Annotated in this window: 13 protein-coding genes; 3 read left to right on the top strand and 10 right to left on the bottom strand. The window is 63.0% G+C overall.

Going from position 1 to position 12,792, the window contains the following annotated elements; all coding sequences use genetic code 11:
* Nucleotides 1-16 precede the first annotated feature (16 nt).
* The gene (locus ACIBCN_RS16290; protein ID WP_396992344.1) at nucleotides 17-1,540 is read right to left on the bottom strand and encodes a PfaD family polyunsaturated fatty acid/polyketide biosynthesis protein; all 1,524 of its coding nucleotides are present in this window, start codon (nucleotides 1,538-1,540) and stop codon (nucleotides 17-19) included.
* Between the two features lie 1,100 nt (nucleotides 1,541-2,640).
* Here ACIBCN_RS16290 and ACIBCN_RS16285 point away from each other — a divergent pair.
* Together ACIBCN_RS16285 and ACIBCN_RS16280 are read left to right on the top strand one after the other, a co-directional pair.
* Complete coding sequence (locus tag ACIBCN_RS16285; protein ID WP_396992342.1) at nucleotides 2,641-3,735, top strand: ParB/RepB/Spo0J family partition protein; 1,095 nt, start codon at nucleotides 2,641-2,643, stop codon at nucleotides 3,733-3,735.
* Between the two features lie 77 nt (nucleotides 3,736-3,812).
* Nucleotides 3,813-4,370 carry a YbhB/YbcL family Raf kinase inhibitor-like protein gene (locus ACIBCN_RS16280; protein WP_396992341.1) on the top strand — a complete coding sequence of 186 codons (558 nt, stop codon included), beginning with the start codon at nucleotides 3,813-3,815 and terminating at the stop codon, nucleotides 4,368-4,370.
* Between the two features lie 42 nt (nucleotides 4,371-4,412).
* On the opposite strand, the gene ACIBCN_RS16275 is transcribed toward ACIBCN_RS16280, so the two are convergent.
* From ACIBCN_RS16275 to ACIBCN_RS16265, 3 genes are read right to left on the bottom strand one after another with little or no spacing between them, the layout of a single operon-like run.
* Complete coding sequence (locus ACIBCN_RS16275; protein WP_396992340.1) at nucleotides 4,413-5,150, bottom strand: ABC transporter permease; 738 nt, start codon at nucleotides 5,148-5,150, stop codon at nucleotides 4,413-4,415.
* Nucleotides 5,150-5,872 carry an ABC transporter ATP-binding protein gene (locus tag ACIBCN_RS16270; RefSeq protein ID WP_396992339.1) on the bottom strand — a complete coding sequence of 241 codons (723 nt, stop codon included), beginning with the start codon at nucleotides 5,870-5,872 and terminating at the stop codon, nucleotides 5,150-5,152. The genes ACIBCN_RS16275 and ACIBCN_RS16270 overlap by 1 nt, the downstream gene beginning before the upstream one ends.
* Nucleotides 5,872-6,492 carry an LppX_LprAFG lipoprotein gene (locus ACIBCN_RS16265; protein WP_396992338.1) on the bottom strand — a complete coding sequence of 207 codons (621 nt, stop codon included), beginning with the start codon at nucleotides 6,490-6,492 and terminating at the stop codon, nucleotides 5,872-5,874. The genes ACIBCN_RS16270 and ACIBCN_RS16265 overlap by 1 nt, the downstream gene beginning before the upstream one ends.
* Before the next feature lie 104 nt (nucleotides 6,493-6,596).
* Between ACIBCN_RS16265 and ACIBCN_RS16260 the strand changes: the two genes are divergently transcribed.
* On the top strand, nucleotides 6,597-6,935 hold the full coding sequence (locus ACIBCN_RS16260) for a PadR family transcriptional regulator (protein WP_396992337.1): 339 nt from the start codon (nucleotides 6,597-6,599) through the stop codon (nucleotides 6,933-6,935).
* 611 nt (nucleotides 6,936-7,546) lie between these two features.
* Here ACIBCN_RS16260 and ACIBCN_RS16255 read toward each other — a convergent pair.
* From ACIBCN_RS16255 to ACIBCN_RS16230, 6 genes are read right to left on the bottom strand one after another with little or no spacing between them, the layout of a single operon-like run.
* Nucleotides 7,547-7,945: a VOC family protein gene (locus ACIBCN_RS16255; RefSeq protein ID WP_396992336.1), complete on the bottom strand. Its 399-nt coding sequence runs from the start codon at nucleotides 7,943-7,945 to the stop codon at nucleotides 7,547-7,549.
* Between the two features lie 10 nt (nucleotides 7,946-7,955).
* The gene (locus ACIBCN_RS16250; RefSeq protein ID WP_396992335.1) at nucleotides 7,956-8,954 is read right to left on the bottom strand and encodes a 3-oxoacyl-ACP synthase III family protein; all 999 of its coding nucleotides are present in this window, start codon (nucleotides 8,952-8,954) and stop codon (nucleotides 7,956-7,958) included.
* A 37-nt stretch (nucleotides 8,955-8,991) separates the two neighbouring features.
* A complete protein-coding gene (locus ACIBCN_RS16245) occupies nucleotides 8,992-9,414 on the bottom strand; it encodes a hypothetical protein (RefSeq protein WP_396992334.1) in 423 nt (140 codons plus the stop codon).
* A 35-nt stretch (nucleotides 9,415-9,449) separates the two neighbouring features.
* Nucleotides 9,450-11,363 (bottom strand): anthranilate synthase family protein, encoded by a 1,914-nt coding sequence (locus tag ACIBCN_RS16240; protein ID WP_396992333.1) that lies wholly within the window; start codon nucleotides 11,361-11,363, stop codon nucleotides 9,450-9,452.
* Complete coding sequence (locus tag ACIBCN_RS16235; RefSeq protein WP_396992332.1) at nucleotides 11,360-12,010, bottom strand: isochorismatase family protein; 651 nt, start codon at nucleotides 12,008-12,010, stop codon at nucleotides 11,360-11,362. Before ACIBCN_RS16235 ends, ACIBCN_RS16240 begins: the two co-directional genes overlap by 4 nt.
* A 1-nt stretch (nucleotide 12,011) precedes the next feature.
* Nucleotides 12,012-12,782 (bottom strand): 2,3-dihydro-2,3-dihydroxybenzoate dehydrogenase, encoded by a 771-nt coding sequence (locus ACIBCN_RS16230; RefSeq protein ID WP_396992331.1) that lies wholly within the window; start codon nucleotides 12,780-12,782, stop codon nucleotides 12,012-12,014.
* Between the last annotated feature and the right edge of the window lie 10 nt (nucleotides 12,783-12,792).

The raw sequence follows: 12,792 nt of genomic DNA, 5'->3' as shown, positions 1-12,792 counted from the left end.
GTTCGGCTGGCGCTGTTCAGCTCAGTCGGCGTGGTGTGAAGGTGAATGCCGCCGCCGGCAACGCGATCCCGTACGTACGCAACTGGTGTGCACGGGTGCTGACGGCGGCACCCTCCAGCAGGTTGCGAGCGATTTGGACGACTGATCGTTGCGCAGGCTCAGCGAGGAAGCTTCCCGCCACCCACCGATTGAACGCACCCGCCGCCGGACCACACCACAGCTGATAGTCGCGTCGCCGCGCGAGGTCTCCCTCGATCGCCCACCGGCTGGACATGCCGAGATACCAGCGGAAAACCAAGGCCATGCGGTGCTTGGGGTCCGCTTCGGCGCGAACGATCTGGTGTGGGTCGCGCTCCAGCCAGAAGCTCTGGGTCTGTTCCCATATCTGCTCCAGCGAGGCGTGCAGAACATTGTGCTCGAGCTTGGTGCGGACCTCGTCCGTAATCGCGTCGAGCCCTGTGTAAGCACGATATGTTTCGAACAACCGGGCGGCGTGTGCCGCGAACAGCGTGCCGCGGCGCAGAACCTGTACCCGGACTCCGAGTTCGAACATGTCCGCGGACGGAGACATGGTCACATCGGCGATATCCGCCTCCGCCAACAGGCTTTTGGCGTCCTCGGAAACACCCGACTCGACTGCCATCTGGTTTATCGAACCGGTCAGGACGTACGCCGCACCGAGCGCGAAAGCCGCGGCGACCGCGGCCGGCGTGCCGAGACCTCCGGCGGCGCCTACATGGATTGGGCGGTCATAGCCGAAGCGTCGGCTGAGCGTGTCACGCAGAGCGAGAATCGCCGGCAGTACCCCCACCAACGGCCGATTGTCCGTGTGGCCACCGCTATCGGCCTCGACGGTGACAGTCTCAGCTACCGGCACCTGCGCTGCGAGCTGTGCCTCTGCCTCGGTGAGCAGACCCCGGTTCACCAGGGCGTGCAACAGCTCTCCCGGTGCGGGAGACATGAATAGTTCGGCGATCTCGGGTCGCGAGACCTTCGCGAACAGGTGGACTCCGCGAACAATTCGGCCCGAACTGTCAAGGTGTAGGCCGGCAGCCGAACATCGGATCAGCGCGGGTGTCAGTTGCATGAACGCCGACGCGGAGATCCGGGTGACACCGTACCGCAGGAGCAGATCAGCCACGCGCTCCTCCAGCTCGGGACTGCCCGGTGCATGGATAAGGTTGACGCCCCAGTTGGGGCGTGCTCCCAGCTCACCTTTCAGCTCGGAGACAGCGCGCTCGAGCGCAGGAAGACCGAGCCCCGCCGCGCCGAAGAAACCCAGCATCTCCGCGCGGGCCATAGCGCTGACCATCCGTGTGGTGGCAATGCCATTAGCCATCTCGCCGGCTATGTATGGAAAGCGCATTCCATGCGTGGCGCAGAACGATCTGTCACCCAGCCATTCCGGGTATATCGGTGGCAAAATACCGACCAGTGGATAACCGTCCTCGTCCGATTGGCTTTGGATCTCACCGTATAGCGCCAATCCCAGCGCACCTGCGGATTTTTGGCCGATAATATGGAGCGGCTCGCGAACCATGCGGACGCACGCCACCAATTCGGTCGGTGTGAATGCGGGAGGCTGCGTAGTCGGATGCCAGCGCGGCGGGCTCTCCAACCTGTCCAACGCTCTGGTCGACGTCATTGAAAGACTCGCGAAATAGCCGGACGGTTAGTATCCGCACCACTCATCGTTGCCCCTACCAAATTTCGGATGTCCGAGTAATTAGCGTTCTTTCCGAGAACCCACGGGTAAGTCTCACGGAGACGTTGGTGATACGCAACGAATCGCGGCATGCATCGAAATTTCTCCGCGGAAATGATGATCTTGGTCGTGCCGCTCCAGATAGGCCGCAAAGGATGGTGCTGTAGATGTTCGCCATGGCTTCCTGACGCCTCCGCAGTGGGCAAAAAGAGCGCTGACGGGCATCACTCGAGTGTCAATTACTTCGATTACCGCAAACGCGCAGCGCGATGTCGGCCGACGCCCAGATCGCCTGTGCAACTGGGCCTCACGCCCAGTTGCACGCTCGCGTTCCGCGCTTCGCATGTGATGGGAAAGCCCATCTGGTGACGAGCCTGCCTGACCGGCGTGGATTAAATCATCATTGGCGCGGCACCCGCATGCGGAATCTCCTCCTGGGCATCGGAATTGTTCCCCAGGTAGCACACCTCGAATTCTACTGACAGAGGGGCCAGCGCGACGACGGCCATACTGTAAATAGGTCACGACACACCGATTCAACTGCATGGGAACGTCAGCACCGTGCACTACAGCCGAGATCCGGTACCGATCTTGCCCAACCGTCCGTCTCCGGATTACGCCGGAGAATAGCGACGCACTGCGCGTTGACATTCTCTGATGAGGTTATCCCTTACACGGGCATTGTTGTCGAGTCAACACGTTTCATCGTCGCATCGGCCGCGCAATGCTAGACTTCAGGAGCCTGTTCAGTGAACGGCCCTGTGCTCGGGGAAGCGGATTCGCCACACAGGCCGGTTCCGGCGGTATGGGAGGGGGCCCGAAGCGTAGCTCGGCACTTCCGGCGGCGCATTGCGCCGTAAACGTGCAACACGGAATTGGCTTGCCGACAAGTCACTCTGGCACGTATCCATTAAAAGGTCATAATTACGATGCGCGTGAGAAATGATGTGATGGAACGAAATGCACAGATAACCTCACAAGGTTTAACAGATCACGATATATCAACTATTCAACAGTGGCTGAATAACGCAGGCTCCATACCGGCCGCAACGGTCTCCATCAGTTCGATAAAAGTTGGACCGACCCCCAGGTTGGAAGCAAGTAGGAGTGCTGAACACATTCGCTTGCTCGCCCAAGCCTCGACGCCACTGCCGCCGATTATTGTTCATCGCAAGTCAATGAGATTGATTGATGGCGCTCATCGCCTAGAAGCTGCGCGTTTGATGAAGCGGGAAGAAATAGCTGTTAGATTCTTCGACGGCGATGACGCGGATGCATTCGCCTTGGCCGTGCAGGCAAATGTTGAGCATGGGCTACCGCTATCCCTCGCTGAACGTAGAATGGCCGCCGCGCGTCTGGTGGGCTCTCATCCACACTGGTCGGACAGGTTGATCGCCCGAACCACCGGGCTTTCCCATCACACGGTAGGCGCGGAGCGTCGGTATGCGGCTGGGCATGACGCTGAGCTGCGCAGGCGGATCGGGGAGGACGGCAAGTCGCGCCCGATCAGCACCGTGGAGGGCCGCCGCGTTGCGGCGGAAGTCATTCGAGATAATCCCGGCGCATCCCTGCGTCGGATATCTGAGCTGGCAGGCATCTCGCCGGGGACAGTCCGCGATGTTCGGTCGCGTCTGGATCGTGGCGAGGATCCCGTGCCACTCCCGCGGGTGGCGAAATCAAAGCAAGAGGCCGGCAGCGGACGAGCCGCAACGGAACCGACCGTAACGTCCGAACCTGTCAGCGAAAAAGAACGATCATCACCCCGGACAACGCCGACCAGGGATAAGGGAAGCGAGGCTGCGAGGAAAATACAGTATGACATCTTGCAGAGACTGAAGAAAGATCCTGGGTTACGATTCAATGATAAAGGGCGTTCTATCCTGCGGTCTATTGCGGCATCGGTCAACGAAATTGATATATGGGAGAATGTACTACTCGACGCACCGGCCCATTGTCATGGATCGTTAGCCAAGCTGGCCAGGGCTAATGCAAAGACTTGGGATGATCTGGCACGAAAGCTGGATACTTAAGATTTCGGTTTTCAGACCAGAATGACGCCTTTCACCCACCACCACGCCGACGTAGCAACGCTGAGGAGCCCTGCCGAATGTCTACCATATCGAGCCGAGATCAACACCTTGCCTGGAACCATCGAGCCACGACCACCGCACCGGATTCGATCGCACTGACCAGCACCGCATTCGCCGAAAATGGCAGGATCCCGACACGTCACGCTGGGAAAATCGTAGGTGGCAGCAACGTTTCGCCACCTCTTGCCTGGACCGGCCTGCCTGCCGAAGCCGTCGAAGTTGCACTTATCGTCGAGGATCCCGACGCACCGCTACCGCGTCCATTCGTGCACTGCGTCGTCATAGGCATCCCCGCCGACATCACCGGCATCCAAGAAGGTGCGATCTCCACTCGATCCACCGACACGGCACCACCATTCACGGTCGGGAAGGCCTCGATGGGACTGTCCGGATACGTCGGCCCCGCCCCGATCGACCCTCGACCGCACCGCTACATATTCCAGCTCTTCGCTCTCGACCAACCGACAGGACTAGACGACCAAGTATCGAAAAAACTTGTTCTGCAAGCCATTCACGGCCACATCGTCGCACGCGGACGACTCACCGGCATCTACCTACACCGTCGAACGCCATGACCCAATGTCGCGAACGCGTACTGCGTCGCTGGGTTCCGTGAATTACGCGGCCCTCCGCCGCAGTGTCGCGGTTGCTGCGAGAAGTAGGGCGATCGTGAAGACGATGAGGATCAGCAGGTCTCGGAGCATGGTGGTCGTCGGTGTCGGGAACGTGCCGACCTCGGTCATCGCGTCCGCGGCATAGCGCAGGGGCAATAGGTCGCTGGCCGCCTGCAACGGCCATGCCATCTGCTCGCGCGGCCAGATCAAGCCGCATAACAGCAACTGGGGGAGGATGACCGCCGGCGCGAACTGCAGCGCCTGGAACTCGGTGCGCGCGAACGCACTTGTCAGCAGACCCGTCGAAGAACCGAGCACAGCAGTGGTTATCGCGATGATGATCACCATGCCGAAGCTCCCCTGCGATTGCAGCCCGAGCAGCCCGTAGGCGACTGCCGCCGCGACCGTTGCCTGCACCGCGGCCAGGAGTGCGAAGGCGATGCCGTAGCCGAAGAGTAAGTCCGCCTTGTGGGTCGGTGTGCTCAACAGCCGTTCCAGCGTCCCGCTCGTACGCTCGCGCAACATCGCGACGCTCGTGATGAGGAACATCGAGATGAACGGGAAGATCCCGAGGAGTGTCAGCCCGATCTGATCGAAGATGTCCACCCGATCGCCGAAGATGTACCGCAGCAGTACGAGCAGAGCGCTCGGCACCGACAGGAGCACCACAACCGTCCGCTTGTCGTGGCGGATCTGCGTCAATACCCGGGCCACCGTAGCGAGCGTGATCGTGACCGACATCAGGATCGCACCTCGGCTGCTTCGTGGAGGATGAGCCGAAGGAATGCGTCCTCCAGATCGGTTGCCCCCGTGCGTGATCGGAGGTCCATAGGGGTGTCCTCCGCGAGTAGCCTACCCTCCCGCAACAGCAGCAGGCGGTCACACCGGTCGGCCTCGTCCATCACGTGACTCGACACCAGCAGCGTCGTCCCGGCGTCGGCGAGCGCGTGGAATTGCTGCCAGAGATCGCGGCGCAGCACCGGATCCAGGCCGACCGTCGGCTCGTCGAGCACCAGCACATCCGGATTCGCGAGCAGCGCACAGGCGAGCGAGACGCGCGCGCGTTGCCCGCCCGACAGCGTGTCGACAAGCCGATCAGCGATGTCATCGAGACCGACGTCGGCCACGGCCCGTGTGGCGGCGCGATTGCCGGTGCCATAGATCGTCGCGAAGTAGCGGGCGTTCTGGCGAATCGTCAAGTCGCCGTAGACCGATGGTTGTTGCGTGACATAGCCGATTCGATGCCGCAGCGGCGCCGAACCGGCGGGTTCGCCGAGCACGCGGATGCTCCCGGCCTTGATCTTCTGCACGCCCACGATCGCCCGAATCAGCGTCGTCTTACCGGAACCGCTCGGTCCGAGGAGCCCGGTCACCGTGTTCGGCGGCACTACGAAGGTCACGTCGTCGAGCGCTCGTATCCCGCCGCGGTCGACGATCAGGCCTTCGATTTCGATTGCGTTCATTATCGTAACTCCGGAGTCGTGATCGTTACCTGCTTGTTGACGTCGGAAAACTTGATATCCAGCAGCGAAGTGGTGTTGGGAAACGTCAGTGTGGTGTCGACCGGGACGTGAGTACCCTTCACGCGCAACCAGATCGTCATGTTCGCGTCGGTGCGGACATCGGGAAGCAGCTGCTCGATATCCTCGGCCGGCACGACGCCGGTGACCTTGAACGAATCGATGCCCAGTCTGTCCTCCCTGTCGACGGTTTTGGGCTGTCGGATGTTGGCAAGCACGTGCGCGAGGCCGCGATCCGGGTCGAGGAGATTCGGTAGCTGGATTACCCTGGCGTTCGCTGGGGCGAACGTGCCGGATGGGCTCTTCGTGTACAGCGCGCCGTCCAGGCTCACAAAATCCATCGGTGGACCGAGTATCGGTTTGATGGAACCCTTTGCCGCATTGGTGTGCCCGGTAGTGAGATCCGCATCGATTCGGCGCACGGGAAGACCCGGCACCGCACCGTCGGATTCGAGCACAACGTGGGCACTGTGGATCGAGCCGCTCGCGAGCGCGGCGTTACGCACCATTAAGGCCGCATCGGGCAGTCCGCCGTCGAGCGAGCAGCTCGCGGCGACGAGCACGAGCGCGACGATGCCGAATGTTCTACGCACCTCCACCTCCGCATGGGTAGCGTTCCTACCCTTAGTCTAGATCACCACGGCCCCAGAGGGTAGCGTTACTACCTGTGAGCGCGGAGGCATTGAAAGGTCATCTCGACGGAATGATCCTCGCCGTGCTCGCAGCCGGCCCACGACACGGCTACGGCGTCATCGATTCACTGCGCACGCAGACCAGCGGCCGGTTCGACCTGCCGAAAGGAACGATCTATCCAGCACTGCACCGCCTCGAGCGCGCCGGGCTCATCGACGGCCGATGGTCCGACGAACACGGCCGACGCCGCCGCACATACGAGCTGACCGTCGCCGGGAAACGACGACTCGGCATCGAGCGCCGATCATGGCAAGAGTTCGCGGCCGCAGTGGGCGCACTGCTCGACGAGGAGAAACCATGGCCGGCAACATGATCGACGACGTCGCCGCCACCATGCCGTTTCCGGTTCGGGGTATGAACAGCGAGCCATGTGGAACAGAAGAACTGGGCTATCGTGCACACCATCGTCGGCTATCCGCGCTAAGACACAGGTCAGCTGAGTGGAAATACCTTGTGCCGCACACATCGGCGCCCCCGCGCACGAAATCGCCGACGATTCCGTGCGCGGCAGGCGGTGCCGCCCGAGATCAGCGGCGGCTGCCGATAGGCTGCTGCAGGAGGCCACCAAGCACGGTGTTCACCCCTTGCAACCAGACCGGCCAGGACGCCGGGTCCAGGGCCATCGAACCTTCCTGATGGCTATCGCAGCCGCGTCCACGACACCGAACCCACCACCGCTGACCGCCCCGCCGCCTAGGGCCATTTTCCGAGAACTGCTCGAACGGCCGCGCCGAAGCTGAGCACACGCCTCGAAGCACGGAAATCGACTCCGCACGAACAACTCTGATCCGACACCACTCAACCTGACGGAGACTGCGGGCGGCGGAGCTGCGCTCTGTGAGTTCTACGGTGCCCGGAGCTGAGTAAGGCGCTGCTGGTGGCCAGGTGGTCAACTGGTGGCCGAACTCGACCGCCTCGCGGTGCTCATCGGCGACCCATACCACCAACTCGGCCTCGATTGAGCTCCAGCAGGTGGCCGTTGGGGTCGAGGAGGAAGAACACCCTGCCGCCGTCATAGTGGTAAGAGCGGCCTTCCTCGTGCCGATGCGCGTCCGCCCAGTAGCGGATTCGGCGCGTCTCGATCAGCTTCAACGCCGTCCGGAAATCGGCGTCGGAAACGACGATCGCGTAGTGCCGCTGTTGAATCTCCGCCGCATCGGAGAGCCGGCTGATGTCGGCGAATTGGACGGTGACGCCGTTGTCGAAGTCGAGCCGGATGTTGTACCCTGCCACGCCGCCCAACCTGCCACCCAGGATGTCCGCCCAGAATTCGGCGGTCTCGTCGGTGTCGCGGGACCAGACCACCATGTGATCGAGTTTCATGGCACCGCTCTCAGGCCCGGTCCGCGGTCCAGCGCATCAGGCAGTGGCCCATCGACATTCCGCCGCCGAATGCGGTGAGCAACACCAGATCTCCGGTGTGCAGCGCCCCGGCACGGTTCGCATCGTCCAGCGTGACCGGCACCGACGCGCTGCCGACATTGCCGTAGCGCTCGAGCGTGCGGTGCGTGCGCGCATGACCCAAACCAACCCGTTCGATGAGCTCACCGAGCAGCACCCCGTTGGGCTGATGGGGCACGACATGCGCCACTTCGGAGTGGCTGATGCCATTCTCCGCGAAGAACTTCCCCACCGCGATCGGAACGTTCTCCATCACGAAATCCCGCACATCGCGACCGTCCATTCTGAAGTAGTGGCCGCCGCTGTCGACGGTCTCGTGCGAGGCGGGAAACCTACTTCCACCCGCCTCCACCCGGATCAGTTGCTGCTGATCGCCGCGCGACGCCAAGTGCGTTGCGATGATTCCGTATCCGGCCGGCACCCGCCCGACCACCGCCGCGCCCGCTCCGTCGCCGAGCAGCACCGCGGTCCGCCGATCGCCGAAGTCGAGCGACCGTGAGTACACATCGGCCGCTATCACCAGCACGCGTGCCGCCGGCTTGGTCTCGACGAGGCTGCGGGCAAGTTCCAGAGCGTAGACGAAGCCGCTGCAGACCACATTGATGTCGAAGCAGGCCGCGTTCCAGGCGCCGATCTGCGCCTGCACCAAACACGCGACGGGTGGTTGCGGGGAGTCCGGTGTGGACGTCGAGACGATGATGAAGTCGATATCCTCGGCAGTCAGGCCGCCGCGATCGATGGCATCGGCTCCGGCCTTTGCCGCGAGATCGGAGGTGGCTTCGTCCGGTCCCGCGAAGCGGCGTTCCGCGATCATCGTCTTCCGCAAGATCCATTCCACCTCGACCCCGACACGATCGGCGATCTCGGCACTCGACATCACCTCCTTGGGTAGATAGGAACCCGTTGCGAGTATCCCGATTTCGGTCCGCATCGCCTTCGTACCTCCGTTGAAGAAAAATTCTCAGTGCTCACAGAATCGACTGCGTGCCGGTCGCGCAATGCAGCTGTCGGCACGCTCGGGCATTGTCTTGGAAGCGAATCGACCGCCATCCGAACGCATTCGCTGCGGCACAGGTCTCCGCATCGCGATCGATCAGAATCGAAACTTTCGGCGGAATACCGGCCAACTTCTCCGCGATGCGGAAAATGTCCCACCGGGATGCGCGCGCATCGGCCGTTCCGGAATCGACAATCACGGTGACCTCGCCCAGATCCGCCACGATCCGTTTCCGGGCAGGACCCCATTCGCAGTGGTCGCCCGCCAATATACCGACGCCGAAACCCGCGAAGTCGCGGAGGTAGCGCAGTGTATTGACCATGACCGGGTTGGGCTCGACGAGCGGGGAAGACAGCACCCCGTCGAGGCCGAACCAGAGAAAAGGTCTGTCCATGACAGTCTCCATTCATCCAATCGATCGGCTGATAATTACCTCGGGGACAGCGGAATTCGCGCTTCGGACGCGAGTAACTCGGCGAGCCGATCAGAGATGATGCGCATGCCGTTCTCGGACAGAATTGATTCCGCGTGAAACTGCATCGAGGCGAAATGCGGCCCACGAATCGCGTACACCTCGCCGGTTCCCCGGTCCCGGCTGATCTCGACGGCACCGACACCCTCGCACACCCGCTCGTCGGTATCGCTGTGCACGATGTAGGTGTTGTAGAACGCCACCCGTTCCCAACTGCCGAAGAGCGGAATTCGCCGCTGCACACCTTGATTCGGCACCTCGCGGCGGACGATGTCGAAGCCGAGTCGTGCGCCGAGAACCTGGTGGCTGAGGCATACCGCGAGAAACGGCCGCCGCGCGGCGAGCAGGGCGTCGATCGCACGGCTCAGCGACGCGATCTTCGGATCGCCGACGCGGCGGGGATCGCCGGGCCCTGGCCCCATGATCACAACGTCGTGCCGATCGAAATCGTCCGCCTGGTCGAAGCGGCACACGGTCACCGCCAGGCCTATCGAACGAAGCTGGTGACCGAGCATCGCGGTGAACGTGTCCTCGGCATCCACCACCAGAACGCTGCGCTGCGCCAGTGTGTCGCCGGTCCGGATCTGGCCGGGGCCGTTGAGCCAAAAGTCGGCGATGGCGACATTACGCTGGGCCAGCGCGGCGCGAACGGCAGGATTTTCGCCGAAGCCGACGCGTTCGACCGCGCCGAGCGCCGTCAGCAGTCCCGTCACCTTCGCCTGGGTTTCGGCGACCTCCGAGGCCGGATCGGAATCCTGGACGATGGTGGCCCCGACGCCGATGCGCAGTCGGCCGGCGCGGTCGATGTCGGCGGTGCGGATGAGAATCGCGGAATCCATTGTGCGACCGCCATGTCCATCTCGGCCGACAAGTGCGGCGACGCCACTGTAGTAACCGCGGCCGCCCGACTCGTACCTGCTGATGACGTGGCAGGCGTTCTCCAGCGGACTGCCGGTCACCGTCGGCGCGAACATCGTCTCCCGCAGAATGTCGCGCGGATCGCTCTCAGTGCGGCCCTCGATGAAATACTCGGTGTGGGCGAGGTCGGCCATTTCCTTCAGATACGGTCCGATCACCCGGCCCCCGGAAGCACAGAACCGCGACATCATCTTCAGTTCCTCATCGACGACCATGTAGAGCTCGCTCGCCTCCTTGTGATCCGACAGGAAATCCAGCACCTCGCCGAGCTTGGGCCCGGACGGCGGGTAGCGATAGGTGCCGCTGATCGGGTTCATCACGGCGACGCCGTCCCGCAAGCTGACATGGCGTTCGGGGGTGGCGCCGACGAATGTGCGATCTCCGGTGTGCACGATGAAGGTCCAGTAGGCGCCCGATTCGCGGATCAGCAGCCGACGGAACAACGACAGTGCCATCGGCACGCCGTAGTCGGAAATGTCGGCCAGATACGATCGGCGCAGCACGAAATTGGCCCCGGCCCCGGTGCCGATCTCCTCGGCCACGATCCGGGTCACGAGGTCGGCGTAGCCCGCATCGTCGATATCGAAACCCTTGTTACGCAGGGTGATCGGAGTGTCCGGTAGCTCCCGCAGCAGCTCGGCCATCGACAGCTCCGCCCGATCGGTGATGTGCAGGACGAGCAACGGGCTACCGTCGTCGACGCAGGCGAAACCTCGCTCGACCACCTGGCGGTACGGCACGACGATCAGGACGTCGTCGACCGGGGCCGCCGTGGAATCGGTTGGGGGCAGTCGGATCTCGCTCAGCAGCGGGGGTTCTGAGACCGTGCCGACCAACAGGTCCACCGCCTCAGCCGAGCCGTTCACCGGCCGGTGAACGATCGCGAACGGCGGTGGCGCCGAAGCCATCAGCCGGTCCAGTACGGCGGGCGCATGATCGTCGATGCCGATCATGCGAACACGTCCGCGGTGGTCGTGACCACGGCGCACCGCTCGGCGGCGAACTCGATGGCCAGCCGATGGTAGTCGGCAGAGAAATCCGCGATCGCGTCGGCGATCAGGAACGGCTGGATGTCGTTGGTGAACGCGTCGACGGCACTCATCAGCACGCCGATATGCGCGTAGACGCCGCACAAGACGAGCTGATCGCGGCCCTGCGCACGCATCCGCCCGAGCAGCTCCGACCGGAAGAACGCGCTGTAGCGCCACTTCGTGAACACCCAATCGTCCGCCGCCGGGGACAGCGCGTCGATGACCTCGCGCTCGATCGGATCTACGCTCATACCGGGCCCCCAGAAATCCTTGAGCAGTCCGCGCTGCGCGTCGGTCATACTGCCGGGCTGAGTGGTGTAGGCGACCGGAATCCCCCGTTCGTTGCTCAGATCGCGCAGCGTCGAGATATTGCCGACCAGCCCAGCGCGGACGGCGCTGGCAAAGGGCCGCAGGAAATATCGCTGCATATCGTGGATGAGCAGCACAGCACGATCCGGCTCGACGGTCCATCGGGCTACGTTGGGAGGCAGATCGGCAACGGTCGGCATCGGATATTCACCGATTGCGGGAATCCCGGCCGCCGCCGGTGCTTCGGTCTTCGTGCGCATGTCAAACCCCCAAGGTGGCGCCGCCGTCGACGGTAATGGTCTGCATAGTGATATGGGCGGCCTGATCGGACAGCAGGAACAGGACCGCATCGGCGATATCATCGGGCTCGGCCAGTTTCCGCAACGGAATGCCGACGCGGTAGGCCGCCAAACCACCGTCGAGGGTGAGCTCGGGTCCGGTCTCGTCATGCCACATCGATGCGAGCATCGGCGTATTCGTCGAACCCGGCGCCACCAGATTGCATCGAATTCCATAACCGGCCACCTCGAGGCCGAGACATTTGGTGAACGTCGCCGCGGCGGCCTTCGAGGCCGCATAGGCTGCCATCTGCATCCGGGCCGTCCCCGCGGCATTGGAGACGACCGTGACGACGGCGCCCGAGGACCGCGAAATCATCCGATCGACAACACATCTCGACATATGGAAGACGCCGGTGGTATTGACGCCGAGCGTGGTAGCCCAATCCTCGTCGGAGAGTTGCCAAGCCGCGCCGAGCCGTAGCACCCCTGCGGCGTTGACGAGGTAGTCCACCGGCCCCAGCCGCGTTTCGATAGCGTCCACCACGCACTCGACCGATTCGGCGTCGGCGACGTCGGCCAGAAAGGCATGGACCTGCAGCCCCTTTCCGGTCAGCACATCCGCCACCTCGCGCAGCCGGTCCTCGCTGTGATCCACGGCCGCGACCGTGGCGCCTCGTTCGCCGAGCACCCGGACGATCGCGGCGCCGATGCCGCCGGCCGCGCCGGTGACCAACGCGATTTTGTTTTCCATGAGTTCCTCC

This window comes from Nocardia sp. NPDC051052, from assembly GCF_044456045.1.
GTDB lineage: Bacteria > Actinomycetota > Actinomycetes > Mycobacteriales > Mycobacteriaceae > Nocardia.
Note: the sequence above shows the minus strand (reverse complement) of the source record. Positions and strands in the feature narration are given on the sequence as shown.

Excerpts from the sequence above, each read along its gene's own strand:
- ACIBCN_RS16245 (WP_396992334.1), bottom strand. The coding sequence starts at position 9,414 with ATGGACAGACCTTTTCTCTGGTTCGGCCTCGACGGGGTGCTGTCTTCC.
- ACIBCN_RS16230 (WP_396992331.1), bottom strand. The coding sequence starts at position 12,782 with ATGGAAAACAAAATCGCGTTGGTCACCGGCGCGGCCGGCGGCATCGGC.
- ACIBCN_RS16275 (WP_396992340.1), bottom strand. The coding sequence starts at position 5,150 with ATGTCGGTCACGATCACGCTCGCTACGGTGGCCCGGGTATTGACGCAG.
- ACIBCN_RS16270 (WP_396992339.1), bottom strand. The coding sequence starts at position 5,872 with ATGAACGCAATCGAAATCGAAGGCCTGATCGTCGACCGCGGCGGGATA.
- ACIBCN_RS16280 (WP_396992341.1), top strand. The coding sequence starts at position 3,813 with ATGTCTACCATATCGAGCCGAGATCAACACCTTGCCTGGAACCATCGA.
- ACIBCN_RS16235 (WP_396992332.1), bottom strand. The coding sequence starts at position 12,010 with ATGCGCACGAAGACCGAAGCACCGGCGGCGGCCGGGATTCCCGCAATC.
- ACIBCN_RS16250 (WP_396992335.1), bottom strand. The coding sequence starts at position 8,954 with ATGCGGACCGAAATCGGGATACTCGCAACGGGTTCCTATCTACCCAAG.
- ACIBCN_RS16290 (WP_396992344.1), bottom strand. The coding sequence starts at position 1,540 with ATGGTTCGCGAGCCGCTCCATATTATCGGCCAAAAATCCGCAGGTGCG.
- ACIBCN_RS16240 (WP_396992333.1), bottom strand. The coding sequence starts at position 11,363 with ATGATCGGCATCGACGATCATGCGCCCGCCGTACTGGACCGGCTGATG.
- ACIBCN_RS16255 (WP_396992336.1), bottom strand. The coding sequence starts at position 7,945 with ATGAAACTCGATCACATGGTGGTCTGGTCCCGCGACACCGACGAGACC.